Origin of the sequence: Mucilaginibacter aquariorum (genome assembly GCF_024498135.1) — a bacterium.
In the GTDB taxonomy this organism is placed as follows: domain Bacteria; phylum Bacteroidota; class Bacteroidia; order Sphingobacteriales; family Sphingobacteriaceae; genus Mucilaginibacter; species Mucilaginibacter aquariorum.
Genome location: NZ_JANHOH010000011.1, coordinates 94714 through 111299 on the forward strand (window position 1 = coordinate 94714; position 16586 = coordinate 111299).

Sequence of the window (16586 nt, forward strand, 5' to 3'; positions counted from 1 at the left end):
CATAATACCAATCATAACCAAAATAGTCAGTTGACGACCCTGGATACTGGAGGTGATGGTTCTCATATCCCACCACCTCCTCCGCCTCCTGCTCCTTGAGGTTAAAATAAGGCACGCAAAGCGTGCCTTATTTTGTTTAATTTAGTTGAAAAAATATTTGAAAAAACTTGTACTTCTATTGCTCCTGCCCGTTTGGTTTTTCACATCCTGTCAGAAAACCGGCAAACGGACCGCTATCGACCCTTGGGCAGCTTATCGAAAGGCGTATACCCTTCTCAGTACAAACAAGGATTCCGCTTTCCTGTATTTTAACCAACTGGCAGAAAATTCGAAGGATAAGCAACAAGTCGCGCTTGCCTACTATAATATGGCGCTTCTGCAATCAAATGCGGGCGACCACTACGGTGCACAGGAAAGTCTGACCCTGTCGTTAAAATCACTTGATGAACACCGGCCGGAAGACCGGAATTATCTGGCGATAGACCACAACGAACTCAGTATGGCCTGCTTCAACCTCCAGGATTATGCCGCATCGCTTAACTATAGCGATAACGCATTAAAATATGCAGCCGATTCAAGCCTCCTGCACTATATCCTGAACAATAAAGGAAATGCCCTTCAGAAATTAAAAAGATATGATGAGGCGATTAGTACCTATTCGGAGGTTTTGCGGCTTACCGCCAACGACAGCACTGAACATCCAAAAGCATTAACAAACGTGGCCGTTACAAAATGGCTAAAAGACCCGGGCTATAATGCGGCGCCTGACTTACATACCGCATTGACCATCCGGCTCAAAAAGCAGGATACCTGGGGACAAAATTCAAGCTATGCCCATCTTGCTGACTTTTACAGCACTACCAAACCGGATTCTGCGCTGTTCTATGCGCGCAAGATGCTTTTAGTCGCTGACCAGTTACAAAGCCCTGATGATAAATTAGAGGCGATTCAAAAACTGATCCTATTCTCTCATCCGGCAAATATCAAATCCTACTATCTGAGATATCAGGCATTAAACGACAGTATATCGTATGTTCGGAAAGCGGCGAAAAATCAGTTTGCATTGATCCGGTACGGCGTAGAAAAAAACAAAACAGAAAACTTAAAATTGCAAAAAGCAAATACAGAAAAAAAATACCAGCTCGGGTTCATTATCCTACTGCTCCTGACTGGTATTCCCGCCATCATCATTTGGTACCGAAAAAGAAAACAGCGGCTTCAACTCGAAGCCGATAACCGTATCCGTCAGGATAGGCTACAATTGTCGCAAAGAGTGCATGATGTTGTCGCCAACGGAATATACCGCGTAATGAACGAAGTCGATTACAGCGATGAGCTTGATAAAAACTATCTCCTGGGTCAATTGGATTTTATGTACGAGCAGTCACGTAAGATCAGTCAGGACGAAGACCCGGGACTGCAGGAAGAGTTCAGCGAGAAATTGCAACAGTTGGTTAACGCGTTTAAAAGCGACTCAATTAAACTGGCCTTATCCGGCAATGAACCGGAATTGTGGGAAGCCGTAAATGACAAGATCAAAGACCAGTTAGAACTTGTACTGCAGGAACTTTTGGTCAATATGAGTAAACACAGCCACGCATCGCAGGCCATCATTGATTTTGAACTTATGTCGGGCCAACTATTAGTCAGTTACCGCGACAATGGTGTTGGTTTTCCTAACAACATTCGTAAAGGGAAAGGCTTGCAAAATACGGAAAACCGTATTAGGGTTATGGGTGGCGAGCTTATCTTTGGAGCAGAAGAGAAACCAGGCGCACGCCTGCACATTTCGATTCCTATTAATTGATCATTATGTTTGAACACGTCATTATCGCTGAAGACCACGAAATTGCTAATATTTCCCTGCGAAAAACGCTGGAAGATATGGGTGTGCCAAAACCGGATTATGCTTTTTTCTGCGATTTAACTTTATCAAAAATCCGGAAATCGCTATCTGATAATAAGCCTTATGACCTACTGATCACGGATCTCTATTTTGAACCGGAAGGAAGCACCCGTCAATTACCTGACGGCGCGGCACTGATCAAGCTGGCCAAGGGTTTGCAACCAGGTTTAAAAACACTCGTTTTTTCAGCTGAAAGCAGACCGGCTATTATCAGGCCGCTATTCGATGAGCTGCACATCGATGGCTACGTGCGTAAAGCGCGGGGCGATGCCAAGGACCTGAAAGATGCCCTCCAACGCATTGTCCGCAATGAAAAATATCATCCACGTGAACTGCGCAACGCCACGGAGCAACAAAACATGCATTCTTTCACCGCTTACGACAAAATTATTGTCCGTTTACTGGCCGATGGTATGCCGCAAAAAAACATTTCTGATTACCTGACGACAAATAATATTCAGCCAGCTGGTAAAAGCAGCATGGAAAAACGGTTAAATCACATCAAATCGGCTATGAATTTTACCAATAACGAACAACTGGTACTGTTCTGCCGAGAAATGGGGTTGATATAATTTTTACTGTGCGGCTTTACGCCATTTTATTGCCTAAAATTTAGTTGACCGGTTCTTTCTTCCAATTTTTACCACCCAGGTCACGATAATGAAAGTCCTGGTAAGGGTACCAATCTTTCACATCCGTTGCATCAAAAGTGGAAATGGATATGAGGTGATCGGCGAGGCGTAGGTAATCTTTATCTTTTAATGGATAAACAAGTACTAAATTCTTTATCGATTCACTATCATATATAGCCACATTACACTGCATCGTACAGTGTTTTTTACGGAACGCCTTTGTGAATGCATATATATAGTCTTTATCGAACCGGCGATGTTTAAGCCAAACATGAAAGTTCTGAACGACAGGCCGATGATCAGTCACCATGATCTGATATTCTTTAGGATCAAGTTCTACAGTTGTCTTTTTATCCATATCCTGCGCGCTGATCAACACTTCAGAAGGTATCCAGCCGATATGCGTATCCCTAAGCCAGTCCGGTTGGACCACCCGGATCTTTGTCCAGACGCTTTTTTCGTCGAGTATTTCCACTTTTACGGATTGGTCAACTGTACAATATTGCTTTTCGTGTAGCGCATCCGAAGCTTTTTGGTTAATCAGTTTAGGATATTTTTTCCCAGGTCCGGTACGTATGGCGATACTTTCACAGTTAACTGTATATAATACTGGCACACTATCTACTGCCACTTGCACGGAGTCAATATTGGCATTAGTGTTTGAATCTTGCCCACCGGAACAGGCGTTTAGCGCCAACATTCCTGCGACAATCAGCCCGGTATAGAATTCTCTTTTCATAATTATGTGAATGGTGAAAGAAAGTTTGGGATTAGACTGGGTCAACTATGATCAGTAAAGCCGGAAGCCATCAAACCTTTACAAAAATTGAAAAGCCGGAAAGAAACTGTTTAACTGAATAATTAAGCTGGTCAGGGTTTCCCATATTGATGTATGATTAGGTGGTTTGAAATTGGCTAACGTACTGCGTAAAAGCAAAGATGATCGGTTAATGGTTCAATGGTGAAACTACAACTAAGCGATCATCGTATGCCGGAATTCAAACAATAAAAACAGTTCCAAATGTTAGCTGGTGTGACAAGGGTTTGAACAGTAATAACAACCGTTTGCCTTTTTGTAACCCCTATCGTTTGCTTTCTGTACTGCCGGCCCACAAGCGCTGAATTCTCCTAAGTACTCGCGGTTTGATGAGTCTGGCAAGAAAGAGCAGCTGTCATCATGAACTTCATGGTCGCCGTTACTCTGTGCATTTTTGTTTACGTAGTAACTTTTCATAACTTTTATTTTAATATAATCAAAAGTAACCTCCCTAATCCTGAATTATTTACGGAAAACCGTAATACAGTATAAAATAAAGTTCCAGAGTAATCACTTCGCTTCCCACCAACTTATTAATCACTTCACAGCCAGTGAAGTTTCCGTTAAATCCAATTTACCGGTACACCGACAGTGATGTATGGTTATTAAATTAAATTTTTACTATTTTTTGGGTGACATACGATATCCACAGGTTTATAAGTTTTTCAAAAGTCCTGCTTTACGGTTTTCCGTAAAAATACGCTTTCCCTACGCTGTACTTTTGAGACATAACCAAAGCAAAATGTTATGTCAGTAAAAATCACATGTATAAAAAAGGACAATGGCAACCATGAAAATCCTTATGTCGCTATCAAGAGTATGAACTGGTTAAATGAAGCCAATCAAAATTCAGGAACCAGCACACGCGAGCAAATGTATGATTTCGTAAAAGATGGCAACGAAGCTTATGTAAAGGATTCATTGGGTAACAAAGCAAAACTTGTAGCAAAGACAACCGATAAGGGTACGAAGTATGTAAAGACAGTAGCAGATGATGTTAAATCTGATAATCTGCTAAAACTCGAAGAGTGCTAACCGGAAAGCTATCCTAAACCTTATCACAAATAATGCAAATCAATCGTAACAGTACATTGGGAATTGTCAACCAAAAGCAGGTTGGACGCTACCGGCGTGAAAATGATTTAGCTCGGATCGATCCCGATGCACCGCTTATTGATGCACCACCGCACGGCTCTTATGGCAATTTACTATTCGACCCGCGTTGGAAGGCCAAACGAAATGAGATTATCACCCGCGATAAAGGGTGTTGCGTAATTTGCAAAAGCACAGACGAGATCCAAGTGCATCACCGCCAGTACCAATATGTCAAGGCAATGAAAGGATTTAAAGTCCCCTGGGATTATTCCGATCACCTACTGATTACCTTATGCAAAAACTGTCACCAACGAGGCCACAGTAAATTCAAAGTACCAGTCTTAATAGTTTGAACCTATGTTAAGTTTTTTTAAACGCGCCGACAATGACGGTGCAAAGACCACGCACTTCAACGGGCATTATCAGACCCCAACACCAGCTCTGCCAAAGGTTGAGGAACGCGTGTTTGTCGAAACAGGTGCTCCGAAGGATCAAGCCCAGGCACCAACGCAGATTGATCATCATATCGGCGTGTTATATGCCTTTATGGATAAAAATCATGAAGTAAAAGGTTATGACGATGCTTTGCTAAACCCAGATGTCAGCAACCTGAACCAAAACCTTGAGGCGCTAAAAAGCGAACTGGTCCGAACACTCAATAAAGTAAAAACGTTCTACGAGGATTTTGTCCAGGAAACTGAATTTCACATTACGAGTAGGTCCCGGAGCGGCATGGTAGATATGGTCGAGGAGTTGGAGATGAAAAAAAAGATCGCACAGGGGCATATTGACAAGGTAAAAGCTATCGAGGCTGACACGGCACGCGAGGAAGGCGATTGCAAAGGTATCCTGATCAGTTATACCCGTGGATTCAAAAATGGGCTAGCAGCCATTTCTCACCACCATATTTTATCAAGGAGATTTTAACGATGAAAGACCGGTGGATCAAGTTCGGGTGTTTTCTTACAGGCTATAAATATGAAGTACTGCAAGGTTGCAGTGAAATTGCGCACCGTGCAGTCAAGCGTTACACAGCCGCGCTAATGATCATTTGTATCTTATGGGCATTTATAGGCTATTCCTTTGTCAGCAAATACCTGGCGGCAGAATGGTACTATAGTATTCTCGGGGGGATCTTATTTGTACTGATCATTTTGCAGGTAGAACGACAAATTATTCTTTCAGATTCGCAAAGCAAATGGAAATATGGCGTGCGTGCCTTTATTGCCCTGGTAATGGCGGTCATTGGTTCCATCATCATTGACCAGATCATTTTCCGTGAGGACATAAAACACAAAGAATCGTTCGAACTCAATGCACAGGTGGATTCACTGTTACCAGCCAGAGAAAGGGAATTGAAAGCCCAGGTTACGGAAACGGATCTTACTATCAATAAAAAAGAAACGGAACGCAAAGCACTAGTAGATGAACTGACCAAAAACCCAACAATAAAAATGATTAGTAAGCAAAGTGACGCTATTGCGGTACCTACAGTTACTACTGATACGAATAAAACAACGACAACTAAAACGAACCTTGTTAGAAAAACGGCAGTAACGATCAATTCCATACCCAATCCAAAAATGTCAATGCTGGCACCGATTGACGCGCAAATCAAAGAAATACGGGCAATTAAAGTAGATCAGGAAAATCGAATATTAAAGTTAAGAGACGAAGTGACGCAAGAAGCTAAAGCTAACACAGGGTTTCTATTTGAACTACAACTGATGTACCATATCCTGCGGGATTCCGGACCGGCTTTATTTGTCTGGGCATTGTGGGCTCTGCTTTTGCTGGGCATCGAGATTTTCATCATGATCAACAAAATGACCCATGGTGAAACGGATTATGATGCGACTATACAGCATCATATGGAATTACAAAAACGCAAACTTAAGCTACTGGCGATGCAGGTGCCGGAAGTTAACCACTGATAGCAATGTGAACAAATAAGGAACGACTATTAAAAAACTGGGGTATCACTAATAATTTACGTAAATAATAAAGAATATGGCAAAATGTACAGCACCAACATATGGACATAGAACAGCGAGCGGAGCCGCAGCCTGCCCAGCTTGTAGCAGTCGCAGCTACCGTTCATACACATCCTACGATTCCTACCCGTCCTACTCATCACCTTACACTTCGTCAGCGAACAACTCGGGAAACCGTAGTAGCAGCAGCGGATCCACCAGAAGCAGTAAACCGCGTTGGTCTCCAGCGGGTTCATCTATTTTTTATACACCTGCTGAGGTTCGTACGCTCACACCAGTACGTGAAAATATAGAAAATAGATCATCTTTGCCCGACCTCCGAGACGTTTTTCTTTGTCATGCATGGGATGATCGACAAGGAGCCGCGAAGGAACTACATGATCTACTAGAGTCTAATGGCGTTTCAGTTTGGTTCAGCGAAAAAGATGTTTTGATAGGTTCATCTTTGCTTCGCGAAATCGACAAGGGACTGACAAAGTCACGAGTTGGAATCGTGCTGGTAACTCCCGCATTACTCCGTCGCCTTGCAGGAGAAGGTATCGCCGACAAAGAACTTTCGGTACTACTGGCGAGAGATTTACTCGTTCCGATCGTGCATAACACGACGTACGAAGCTCTACGTGATGTTAGTCCATTGCTCGGATCACGAAGCGGTCTTAGTACTTCAGAAGAGGCAATGAAAGATATAGCTGCCAAATTAGCTGAGCTGGTTGTCATTGAACCACGTTATTAATGCCCGTTGCGACAGCTTGCGAAACACGCGAATATCTTAAAATTACAAGGGGCTATATCGCCGTTGGTAATTGAGCAATTCAACATCCATTTTAATTTATACCTGGAAATCCAGCAACAACTTAACGTTACCTTGCGCAAGGTGATCAGGCGCGCAGGGAAACCATAATTTCATAGCTATTCTGAATTTGAGGTATTAACTACCCTTTTATAGTAGATTTCATAGAATTAATGTGTTAATTATAAAGCAGTTGTGCAATTAATATTGAAATAAACTGTTTCATCTTAATTGTTAAATAAGGTTAAATTTTATGCCCTAATAGCGTACTCCCTTATACCTTATATTTACTGTACGATGGAGATAGCGGACCTCTTTAAAGGAACTCTACAAAGCCTTTCTTCGATAATTCGGCCAGGCATTCACCTGTCCAATCAGAGTAGTAGATTTTAACTTCGGATAATGCAATTCCACATATTTCTTAAAAGACCTGATCGTTTCCATATTATCCCATTCCATAGCCGTAAGGCAAAGCATAGGCCATTTTTTGGTAGCCATCATAAAGCTATATAATTGCAGATAAGGTGGTGCCTTTTCAAATGCTTGCTCGATAAGCTCATTATATAAAGCCTTTTTAAGCACTTTCTTAAAATCCATGATCAGATCATAAGTTACCAATTGAAGAGTACCCCATTTTATTAATTCCGCCATGTATGGCATTTCTTTGTCGTCAAAGAATAGATACAGAAAAGTGATAAAATCGAATTCAGTTACATCACAAAGATCCTTACTCAAATAAGCATAATTTTTTTTAAATACCTCCAATGAAAACCCGTCTTTCATTTTATCAATGACAAAACTGATCACTTCGTTCTCCTTTTCGATAATCTGTTCCATATCAGGCCCTTTAACACTACCATCCGGCAACTCCAGTGCATACCTGGATTTAGAGAACAGCTCGAAATAATAACTTTTAAAAAATATGGTCTTCCGCTCAAAAGTTACCTGCACATATAAAGGGTATGTAAGCTGCCCGTGAAAGTCAACCTGCTTCAGACGGTCATTCAGGTAGGTTTTGTAACTGATTTTATTCACTTTTTAAAAAATATTTTTTGATGCTATTTGACTGCTTTTGGTGTTCCCTGCTTTTAATTAATCGATGATTATTTATCAAGCTTAATCAAAAATAGGCAAACCAAATGAAGTTGCTTTCTGATTGAACAGGTCAAAATTAATCATTTGTTTTGACATATTTTATTTTATCAAAACAATATTTTATATTTGATTTACGCGAAAGCGACTGCATTCAAACAATTGCAGATTAGGGTGAGCCATTCCCATAAAGTAGCGGGTGGCAAGACACATTTTACTATTAATTTAAAACAATGACATCAAATGAATTAGTTACAAAAGAGGATCTGGAAGTATTTGGGAATAAACTCCTGGAAAAAATAGAGCTTATTCTTCAGCCGGGAAAAGCACAAAGCAAGCAATGGTTAAAGAGCAAAGATGTGAGAAAGCTATTAAACATTTCACCCGGCACTTTGCAAAACCTGCGTATCAACGGTACGCTCAGTTATACCAAGATTGGCGGTATGATGTATTACAAACTGGAAGACATTCATAAAGTACTGGAAGGGAGTAAACATTGAAACCAATCGTTAAAACAAAAGAAATGGCGGCCTATGCGGAGCGGGTAAGGCAAATGGGTAAAAATCCGCATCTGCTCGCTACCCATGTAAGCCTTTATAATGCTTTGTTTGTTTGCTGGCAACGGAGCGGATATAATAACCCTTTTCCGGTTAGTCGCAGGATGCTCATGTCCTACAGCAGGATCGCTTCTACCGCTACTTATCATAAATGCATAAAGGAACTGGAAACGTTTGAGTACATCCATTATTACCCATCATATCACCCGGTAAAAGGTAGCCTGGTTGAGTGGCCGGAGGATAAGCATGATAACAGATCGGCTGATAGCGAGATATAATGTTACAAAGATAACCCGATAGTAAGATCGGCTGATAATCTGTTATAACGATAGTTAGATATAATGTTACCAAATGAAGTCATACAACGAACACTCCGGCCCTTATTGCAAAACACTATCTCCAAAGAACTTTAATACCCTTAATACAATCTTCTACTGGAATGTGCAGTCGTCAAAACGTCCTTTTCTTCTTGGAAGAAAAGGAGCAAGCGGAAGTTGGGCAGAGCCCTACTTTGCTTGCCATTTGCGCTGCAAATGGGGTTTTGCGTATCCTCCGGGGATACTTTACCGCGTTTTTACCTGCAAAGAAGAAGAAAACAGGATACTGCCAAGTATCCTGTATAGATATATAAAGGCATATAGGTCTGTACAGCCTTATGCCAACAAATGAAATGAAGTGATGGAAGATATTAATGTAAGATCAGTACGATACCCCATTGTGGTGGACCAGAAGTTTGAAAAGATCGCCCTTAAACTGGGGCGGACAAAGCGCCAGGTTTTTATTCAGATGGTCGATTATTTTTATAAAAGCAAGAAAGATCCAATAGACCTGAATGATGAACTCTTAAAAAATGCGCTGATGAAGAACCACCAGCAGTACATCGGTTTTATTAAGGCACAGGAAAATATGCTGCTCATTCCTATCAAAACAGAGATGGATAGGGTTTCCCGATCACAGGGAAAGATCATCGACCGCTTTAATTCCGAAGTGCTGAAGCATAATGTGGACGTGTTAAATAACCTGCAAAGCCATGCCAAAGCGTTCGGGGAAGTAGCCCGCGTAATGGATGTGATCTTGAAGGTTATGAAAAGTAAGGAGACCCTGAAAGAACAGTTCCTGTTTATCTTGGATGGTTATATCAGATCCAGGGAGGCTTTTGGTATGATGACACCGGGCAGGGAAAAAGAGGAACTGATCGCTATTACCAAAGAGCAGATTAGGTTATTATAACGAATCGACTTTATGTTTATCAATATTACCGATAATAAAGAAGCGGCTAACAAGGGCAGCAGCAGTGGACTGGTTCATTACCTGGAAAAAGAGAACCGGATATATAATAAGGATGAACCCGAGTATTGGTTCAATGGCCAACAAGTCAGAATAGACCCATACTTGGCTATGCGCACAATAGACAACAATATCGCCAAGTTGGGGAAGGACGATGCGAAATTCTTCCTGCTTAATATCAGCCCCAGTCAAAAAGAAATCTCCTTTTTAAAGGAACAATACGGCGAGGATGGTGCCAAAGCCCAAATGAAAGGGTTTGCTGTCAGGGTGATGGATGCCTACGCACAGAATTTTAAACGGGAGGGTATCAACAATCACGAAGATCTGATATGGTTTGGGAAGCTGGAAAACTACCGTTATTACACCCACAATGACCCGGAGGTTAAACAAGGCATCAAAAAGCGGGGTGACCGCAAGGAGGGTGAACAGTTGCATGTACAGGTCATTGTCAGCAGGAAAGATGTGACCAACAAAATCAAGCTTAGTCCGATGAACACATCAAGAGGCAAGAATGAAGATCATTCTAAAAAGATGGGGCAATTTGACCGGGTGATTTTTAAGCAGTGTGGTGAAACGCTGTTTGACGAATTATTTGAGTTTGACAGGCAACTTAAAGATACAATGGCCTATGCCAATGCTCAGAAAAACGGGAGCCTGGCCGAGCGGGTGTTGATGGAAACCCGCAATCAGGAAAAAGAAGCCGCACACTCAGGTACCGTCCTTGACGAAGATTGGTCCGACATGGAATTAGCACCCGGCATTCATCCATATTTCCCCACCATAGATCAGCCTCTTGAAGACTTTATTAGTCCTGTCTATTTCGACATCAAGGATGATGTGGATGATGAGGCTATACATGGGAGAAATCGCCATAGGAAAAGACAGGCGAGAACTAATACCCGATAACTATAAAAGCTGGTGCTTATAGATCAGAAAAATCAAATAATTCTCTAACATCGATATTAAGCTTCTTAGCATAAGTTGCTACATGACTTATACTTGTATTAACTTGACCGAGTTCTGTTCTGGCTATTTGACTTTGTGAAATTTCTGTGATTAATGCAAGTTGTTCTTGAGATAAGCCTTTGGCCTCACGTACCTTTTTTAGCCTTCTTCCGAACTGGTCCATAAAGTCCTGATCTTTTAAATATTTCACAGTAACAAATAGACACCTATGAATCAAAATAAATAATAGCAAATTTGCTATTAGAAAAAATACTCATTACCTTTAGATCATGTAACAAATTATAGCATTAGAATTAATTTATAAATTTGAAGCATCATTTTGTAATTATTATGGTGCTCACCAGAGCCTCACGTCTACACAAGCTTAGGAACTTTAAGACACAAAGAGGAGTAAGTGAGCGTCCGGAAACCCTATATACCTGGGGGTCCGGGCCTGCTTGCGATTTGTGTCTGGTGCTATCTTCGGGTAGTATCTCCCTTGGGAGAGCCGTCCTAAGCGGTCCATTGTGTAGACGAATCAAAAAGTAGTGCCCGGCTCCTTCGGGAGTTTAGTTCTTCAATTTGGCTTGAGGTTTTGATAAAAATCAAAACGATGAAGTCACAAAACAAGCGCTTACTTAAGCTAAAAATCTCTTGCTCAAAGTTTGGCAGGTTGATTTTTCTTTTTAATTATTATCTCTCCCTAAAAAGCTTGTTAAAAAACATTATTTGTGCTCCTGAATAAATATCAGTACAAACGGCAACCTAAGATCAGCTTAATAGTTAATAGTCCATTTCAGGTTGCCGTTTTCCTTTTCATAGTCTTAATCTGACGAACCCTTTAACCAAACCAGCTAAAGAAACTTCATGAAAAAATTAACGATATACATCGTACTGGCTATGCTTTGCTTAAAATTAACCGCAAACGCCCAGGATAAACCTACCGTCACCGCCCTCAAAATCGGCGACATCGTACCCGATATTACCAACAACAACATCATCAACTATCCTGCTAAAACGGCCAAAATCTCCGATTTTAAAGGAAAACTGCTGATACTGGATTTTTGGGATACCTGGTGTAGCAGTTGTATTCAATTTTTGCCACGAGCAAATACTTTGAATAGGACGTTTTTGGATAGAGCATATATTCTGCCTGTTACGGGACAAAAACTTGAAAACATCCAAAAGTTTTTGCTCGGTAGCGCTTTTCTGAAAAATTACAAGATTACTTCCGTAGTAAATGATCAAGTATTAACAAAACTGTTCCCCCATAATCAGCTGCCTCATGAGGTTTGGATCGATCCGCAAGGTAAGCTCATCGCAGTTACAACTGACGAATATGTTACTGCCCAGAATATTGAGCAGGTTTTAAAAGGTCAAAAACCGCAATGGGATTTTAAAAATGATAAGCTGGACTATAATGCACAGAGACCCTTATTCTTTTCGGATAATAATGTAAAATTAAAACCAGGGTCATTTTTATACTCTACCACCTTTACAGGCTATCTCGAAGGAGTTCCTCCTGACCAACAGGTGAAAACAGACACGTTGAATCAAACAAAGCGCTTTTCATTTGTCAATCAGCCGATACTTAATCTCTATGCACTAATCTTAAACAACGGCCTGCCTTTTATGGCAACCCGGAGAATACTTCCAACAGATCATTCCAACATTTACGTGTATGCCGTCCAATCGGGCTATTATGACGAATGGCTTAAAACGCATACTTATACCTATGAAGCTATTGTGCCTGTCGGTTTTTCAGAGCGTGAGGTATTAAAACAACTGCAATTTCAAATCGAATACCTGCTGAAAATAAAAGGATCGGTGCAGGAACGGGAAACGGATTGCTGGATACTAAAACGGAAAGACAGTCCGGCCACGCTGCAAACCGCTTATGCAAAAAAGGATATTCAATTGAACCCAAATCATCCTTTGTTTACACACCACATTCAGGCAGCCGATCTGGAATGGCTGCTTAATCAAAAAGAAAATGCTCTCCCAGTAATAAACGAATCAGTAACAACAGCGCCTTTCGATCTTGATTTCAAAACCCTTCCGGTAACCATGGAAGAATGGAACGTCGTGTTAAAGCCACTTGGCTTTGAGTTTATAAAGCAAACGAGAAAGCTGGACATGTTTGTTTTGACCGAGCAAAGGCATTTGATTTCAAGCCCTGCTTTAGAATCAATCACCAGATAATTAACAGATCATTTTAACCTTAAAGAACCGTTTAGATGAAAAGAACGATATACTTATTATTTATACTGCTGCTCATCCCTGCATTTCTCAGGGCCCAGCATACAATTAATGGCCGGGTGCTGGACGTAAGGGATGGCAGTCCATTATCTGGGGCGACCGTTAAATTGAAAGGACAAAGCCTTTCTGCCATTACAGATAAAAACGGGGGCTTTCTTTTCCAGGCAGCCCGCCTGCCCGATACCCTGCAAATTACCTATATAGGTTATATCAGTTCGGAAGTGCCGTTGAAGCTACCGCTTAAAACTCCCTTGACTTTCACCTTAACACCCGATACCCGAACACTCCAGGAAGTGGTCGTTTCTACCGGTTATCAGCATTTACCCAGGGAACGCGCCACCGGTTCATTTGAGCAGATCAGTAATAAGTTAATTGACCGTGAGGTGAGCGCCAATGTGCTCACCCGCCTGGACGGAATAGCAAGCAGCATTTTGTTTGACAAGCGTGGCACCGGCACAACGAATTTCAGTGTTCGCGGATTAAGTACACTCACCAGCACCATCAGCAAACCGCTGATTATCTTGGATAATTTCCCTTATGATGGTGATGTTAACAATATCAACCCAAACGATGTAGAAAGCATCACGATATTAAAAGATGCAGCGGCAAGCTCTATATGGGGTACAAAGGCCGGAAACGGGGTAATCGTGATTACTACTAAAAAAGGCAAATACAATCAGCCTTTGGCAATAATGCTGAATACCAACTTTACCGTGGCAGCCAGACCTGATCTGTTTTATCTGCCCATGATCAGTTCTTCGGATTTTATTGACGTGGAAGAATATTTGTTTGCCAACGGAAACTATACTTCCGCTTTGAGCAATAGAAGGCGGCCCGTGATTTCGCCTGTTGTTGAAATTTTAAATCAGCAAAAATTGGGAGCAATCTCCGCCGCTACTGCCACTGCGCAGATTGATGCCTTACGGAAAATTGATGTACGTAATGATTTTGAAAAATATGTTTATCGGCAGGCTTTTAGTCAACAACATAATCTACAGATTTCAGGCGGAACCAACAATATGAGTAACAACCTTTCTGTAGGGTATGATCGCAATCTGCAAAGTCTGGTAGATAATCAGTACGCCCGCTTTACATTCAGAAATAGTAATACATACCGACCGGTAAAAAACCTGCAATTACAGACCAGTATCCAATACACTCAAAGCATTACCATCACCAACAGCCAGGGCGGATATGGCAGTATCTATCCGGGCGGTGGTAAAACCGGGCTTTATCCCTATGCACAATTAGCCGATGCCAGCGGCAATCCATTGCCCATAGCCAAAGATTACCGGTATAACTATATTGATACCGTCGGTCACGGCACTTTACTGGACTGGAAATATCGCCCTTTACAGGAGATCCAGCTTGCGGATAATACCAATAAGTTACATGACCTCTTATTGAATGCCGGTTTATCCTATCAGTTTACACCCGCTTTAAGCGCCGAAGTACGTTATCAATATGAAAATGCAGATGGTAACGTAAGAAATTATTACAGCCCTGATACTTATTTTACCCGTAACCTCATCAACCGTTATACGCAGGTGGCCGGCAATACCATTACCCAAATTATCCCTGACGGCGGGATACTTGACCTTACACAAAACAATATAAAATCCAATGATATACGCGGTCAGCTGAACTTTAATAAAGACTGGCACCAAAAACACCGGGTTAATGCCATTGCCGGAGCAGAGATCACCCAAAGCAGTACCGACATCAGCAAAGAAAGAACCTATGGCTACAATAGTGAATCGTTGACCTCTTCTGCTGTGGATTTGGTTAATCTCTACCCGCAGTATGGCAATTTAGGGGTCAATGCCGCGGTTCCTTATGTCAATTCCTTTAGCGGTCTGCTAAACCGGACTGTTTCTGTTTACGGCAACGGTTCTTATACCTATAATAACCGCTATACCCTTAGCTTGAGCGCACGCCGGGATGCATCTAATCTTTTTGGGGTAGAAACGAATCGTAAATGGGTTCCTCTTTGGTCAACTGGTGCATCCTGGTTATTATCAGATGAAGGCTTTTATCATATAGAAGCATTGCCCTATCTAAAATTGAGGGCCACCTATGGCTTTAGCGGTAATGTCAATAATACCATACCGGCATTAACAACGATACAGTATAACACGCCAAACTCCGCTAACAGTATTACCGGACTACCCTTTGCCAATATTACCAATTTCCCTAATCCCAACCTGCGATGGGAGAAGATAGGCATGTTTAATTTAGGACTTGACTTTGGCAGCCAGGGTAACCGCATTTCAGGAAGCCTGGAATATTATTATAAGAATGCAACAGATTTGATCGGTCTTGTTCCCGCCGATCTGACGATTGGCGCGGGTGACTACCTCAATGAAAACAGCGCAGATCTAAAGACACATGGATTGGATTTTACACTGAATACGATCAATTTGCGGGGCAGGTTTAACTGGAACTCGGCTCTTTTGTTTTCTATGAATAAAAACAAGGTCGCCCAATATCTCTACACCCCGTCAAGCCCCACCGCTTATATCGGTAACGGCTCCTTAATTTCACCCATTATCGGACAAGCGGCTTACGAAATTGTAAGCTATAAATGGGCGGGGCTTGACCCGGCTACCGGGAATCCACAAGCTTACCTGAACGGAAAAGTAAGCCAGGATTATAATGCTATTACCAGTTCGGCGGGTTTCAATGACTTGGTATTTCATGGCTCTGCCTTACCGCAGTACTTCGGTTCGCTGCGCAATGATTTTGAATACAAAGGTTTCGCGCTTTCTGTTAACCTGACTTATCGTTTTGATTATTATTTCCGCAGGAACGCGCTCAGTTATTACAGCCTTTTTAATAGCTGGATAGGCTATAGTGAATACGAAAACCGCTGGCAGAAACCCGGTGATGAAAAAATCACCAATGTACCCTCCATGATCTATCCGGCCAACAGCAGCCGTGACGCGGTTTATGATTATTCCAGCGTTACAGTGGAGAAAGGGGACAATATCCGTTTGCAGGATATCCGGTTAAGTTATCAGTTCAACAGGTCGAACTATCCACGACTGCCGGTAAAGGGTATTTTGTTTTATACCTATGCCAATAACATTGCCATCCTTTGGCGGGCAAATAAACTGGGCCTCGACCCTGATTACGGACAGTCGCTTCCTGCGGTGAGAACAATAGCCTTTGGATGCAAAATAGATTTATGATACTACTGCTAAAATTAGAAT

Annotated in this window: 18 protein-coding genes; 14 read left to right on the forward strand and 4 right to left on the reverse strand. The window is 41.8% G+C overall.

Annotation, left to right across the window (positions count from 1 at the left end; translation table 11 throughout):
* Positions 1 to 157 precede the first annotated feature (157 nt).
* Together NPE20_RS24085 and NPE20_RS24090 are read left to right on the forward strand one after the other, a co-directional pair.
* Entirely contained in the window at positions 158 to 1807 is a 1650-nt protein-coding gene (locus NPE20_RS24085; protein WP_256541262.1) for a tetratricopeptide repeat-containing sensor histidine kinase, read from the forward strand.
* A gap of 5 nt (positions 1808 to 1812) precedes the next feature.
* On the forward strand, positions 1813 to 2478 hold the full coding sequence (locus tag NPE20_RS24090) for a response regulator transcription factor (protein WP_256541263.1): 666 nt from the start codon (positions 1813 to 1815) through the stop codon (positions 2476 to 2478).
* A 40-nt stretch (positions 2479 to 2518) separates the two neighbouring features.
* Here the strand turns inward: NPE20_RS24090 and NPE20_RS24095 are convergent, their stop codons facing one another.
* Together NPE20_RS24095 and NPE20_RS24100 are read right to left on the reverse strand one after the other, a co-directional pair.
* Positions 2519 to 3277: an SH3 domain-containing protein gene (locus NPE20_RS24095; RefSeq protein ID WP_256541264.1), complete on the reverse strand. Its 759-nt coding sequence runs from the start codon at positions 3275 to 3277 to the stop codon at positions 2519 to 2521.
* Between the two features lie 285 nt (positions 3278 to 3562).
* Positions 3563 to 3772 (reverse strand): hypothetical protein, encoded by a 210-nt coding sequence (locus NPE20_RS24100; protein ID WP_256541265.1) that lies wholly within the window; start codon positions 3770 to 3772, stop codon positions 3563 to 3565.
* Positions 3773 to 4102: 330 nt separating this feature from the next.
* Here NPE20_RS24100 and NPE20_RS24105 point away from each other — a divergent pair, with 330 nt between their 5' ends.
* The 5 genes from NPE20_RS24105 (at position 4103) to NPE20_RS24125 (ending at position 7177) form a co-directional block, all read left to right on the forward strand.
* Positions 4103 to 4390, forward strand: a complete 288-nt coding sequence (locus tag NPE20_RS24105; RefSeq protein WP_256541266.1) for a DUF3892 domain-containing protein — start codon at positions 4103 to 4105, stop codon at positions 4388 to 4390.
* Between the two features lie 32 nt (positions 4391 to 4422).
* A complete protein-coding gene (locus NPE20_RS24110) occupies positions 4423 to 4803 on the forward strand; it encodes an HNH endonuclease (RefSeq protein WP_256541267.1) in 381 nt (126 codons plus the stop codon).
* A 4-nt stretch (positions 4804 to 4807) separates the two neighbouring features.
* Complete coding sequence (locus tag NPE20_RS24115) at positions 4808 to 5377, forward strand: hypothetical protein (RefSeq protein ID WP_256541268.1); 570 nt, start codon at positions 4808 to 4810, stop codon at positions 5375 to 5377.
* Positions 5378 to 5379: 2 nt separating this feature from the next.
* A complete protein-coding gene (locus tag NPE20_RS24120; RefSeq protein WP_256541269.1) occupies positions 5380 to 6384 on the forward strand; it encodes a DUF4407 domain-containing protein in 1005 nt (334 codons plus the stop codon).
* Positions 6385 to 6751: 367 nt separating this feature from the next.
* Positions 6752 to 7177 (forward strand): toll/interleukin-1 receptor domain-containing protein, encoded by a 426-nt coding sequence (locus NPE20_RS24125; RefSeq protein ID WP_256541270.1) that lies wholly within the window; start codon positions 6752 to 6754, stop codon positions 7175 to 7177.
* Between the two features lie 384 nt (positions 7178 to 7561).
* Here the strand turns inward: NPE20_RS24125 and NPE20_RS24130 are convergent, their stop codons facing one another.
* Complete coding sequence (locus NPE20_RS24130) at positions 7562 to 8269, reverse strand: hypothetical protein (RefSeq protein WP_256541271.1); 708 nt, start codon at positions 8267 to 8269, stop codon at positions 7562 to 7564.
* 290 nt (positions 8270 to 8559) lie between these two features.
* Here NPE20_RS24130 and NPE20_RS24135 point away from each other — a divergent pair, with 290 nt between their 5' ends.
* The 5 genes from NPE20_RS24135 to NPE20_RS24155 all read left to right on the forward strand — a co-directional run bounded on the left by NPE20_RS24135 (position 8560) and on the right by NPE20_RS24155 (position 11076).
* Complete coding sequence (locus NPE20_RS24135) at positions 8560 to 8826, forward strand: helix-turn-helix domain-containing protein (protein ID WP_256541272.1); 267 nt, start codon at positions 8560 to 8562, stop codon at positions 8824 to 8826.
* Complete coding sequence (locus NPE20_RS24140) at positions 8823 to 9161, forward strand: hypothetical protein (protein WP_256541273.1); 339 nt, start codon at positions 8823 to 8825, stop codon at positions 9159 to 9161. Before NPE20_RS24135 ends, NPE20_RS24140 begins: the two co-directional genes overlap by 4 nt.
* Positions 9162 to 9234: 73 nt before the next feature.
* A complete protein-coding gene (locus NPE20_RS24145; protein ID WP_256541274.1) occupies positions 9235 to 9552 on the forward strand; it encodes a hypothetical protein in 318 nt (105 codons plus the stop codon).
* A gap of 9 nt (positions 9553 to 9561) precedes the next feature.
* Positions 9562 to 10113 (forward strand): BfmA/BtgA family mobilization protein, encoded by a 552-nt coding sequence (locus tag NPE20_RS24150; RefSeq protein ID WP_256541275.1) that lies wholly within the window; start codon positions 9562 to 9564, stop codon positions 10111 to 10113.
* Between the two features lie 12 nt (positions 10114 to 10125).
* Complete coding sequence (locus tag NPE20_RS24155; RefSeq protein ID WP_256541276.1) at positions 10126 to 11076, forward strand: DUF5712 family protein; 951 nt, start codon at positions 10126 to 10128, stop codon at positions 11074 to 11076.
* A gap of 16 nt (positions 11077 to 11092) precedes the next feature.
* Here NPE20_RS24155 and NPE20_RS24160 read toward each other — a convergent pair whose 3' ends face one another.
* A complete protein-coding gene (locus NPE20_RS24160; RefSeq protein ID WP_256541277.1) occupies positions 11093 to 11299 on the reverse strand; it encodes a helix-turn-helix domain-containing protein in 207 nt (68 codons plus the stop codon).
* A 683-nt stretch (positions 11300 to 11982) separates the two neighbouring features.
* On the opposite strand from NPE20_RS24160, the gene NPE20_RS24165 reads away from it, so the two are divergent.
* Positions 11983 to 13317, forward strand: a complete 1335-nt coding sequence (locus NPE20_RS24165; RefSeq protein WP_256541278.1) for a TlpA family protein disulfide reductase — start codon at positions 11983 to 11985, stop codon at positions 13315 to 13317.
* A gap of 35 nt (positions 13318 to 13352) precedes the next feature.
* Complete coding sequence (locus NPE20_RS24170; protein WP_256541279.1) at positions 13353 to 16565, forward strand: SusC/RagA family TonB-linked outer membrane protein; 3213 nt, start codon at positions 13353 to 13355, stop codon at positions 16563 to 16565.
* The last annotated feature ends 21 nt before the right edge of the window (positions 16566 to 16586 follow it).

Excerpts from the sequence above, each read along its gene's own strand:
- NPE20_RS24090 (WP_256541263.1), top strand. The coding sequence starts at position 1,813 with ATGTTTGAACACGTCATTATCGCTGAAGACCACGAAATTGCTAATATT.
- NPE20_RS24095 (WP_256541264.1), bottom strand. The coding sequence starts at position 3,277 with ATGAAAAGAGAATTCTATACCGGGCTGATTGTCGCAGGAATGTTGGCG.
- NPE20_RS24100 (WP_256541265.1), bottom strand. The coding sequence starts at position 3,772 with ATGAAAAGTTACTACGTAAACAAAAATGCACAGAGTAACGGCGACCAT.
- NPE20_RS24105 (WP_256541266.1), top strand. The coding sequence starts at position 4,103 with ATGTCAGTAAAAATCACATGTATAAAAAAGGACAATGGCAACCATGAA.
- NPE20_RS24110 (WP_256541267.1), top strand. The coding sequence starts at position 4,423 with ATGCAAATCAATCGTAACAGTACATTGGGAATTGTCAACCAAAAGCAG.
- NPE20_RS24115 (WP_256541268.1), top strand. The coding sequence starts at position 4,808 with ATGTTAAGTTTTTTTAAACGCGCCGACAATGACGGTGCAAAGACCACG.
- NPE20_RS24120 (WP_256541269.1), top strand. The coding sequence starts at position 5,380 with ATGAAAGACCGGTGGATCAAGTTCGGGTGTTTTCTTACAGGCTATAAA.
- NPE20_RS24135 (WP_256541272.1), top strand. The coding sequence starts at position 8,560 with ATGACATCAAATGAATTAGTTACAAAAGAGGATCTGGAAGTATTTGGG.
- NPE20_RS24145 (WP_256541274.1), top strand. The coding sequence starts at position 9,235 with ATGAAGTCATACAACGAACACTCCGGCCCTTATTGCAAAACACTATCT.
- NPE20_RS24150 (WP_256541275.1), top strand. The coding sequence starts at position 9,562 with ATGGAAGATATTAATGTAAGATCAGTACGATACCCCATTGTGGTGGAC.
- NPE20_RS24155 (WP_256541276.1), top strand. The coding sequence starts at position 10,126 with ATGTTTATCAATATTACCGATAATAAAGAAGCGGCTAACAAGGGCAGC.
- NPE20_RS24160 (WP_256541277.1), bottom strand. The coding sequence starts at position 11,299 with ATGGACCAGTTCGGAAGAAGGCTAAAAAAGGTACGTGAGGCCAAAGGC.
- NPE20_RS24165 (WP_256541278.1), top strand. The coding sequence starts at position 11,983 with ATGAAAAAATTAACGATATACATCGTACTGGCTATGCTTTGCTTAAAA.
- NPE20_RS24170 (WP_256541279.1), top strand. The coding sequence starts at position 13,353 with ATGAAAAGAACGATATACTTATTATTTATACTGCTGCTCATCCCTGCA.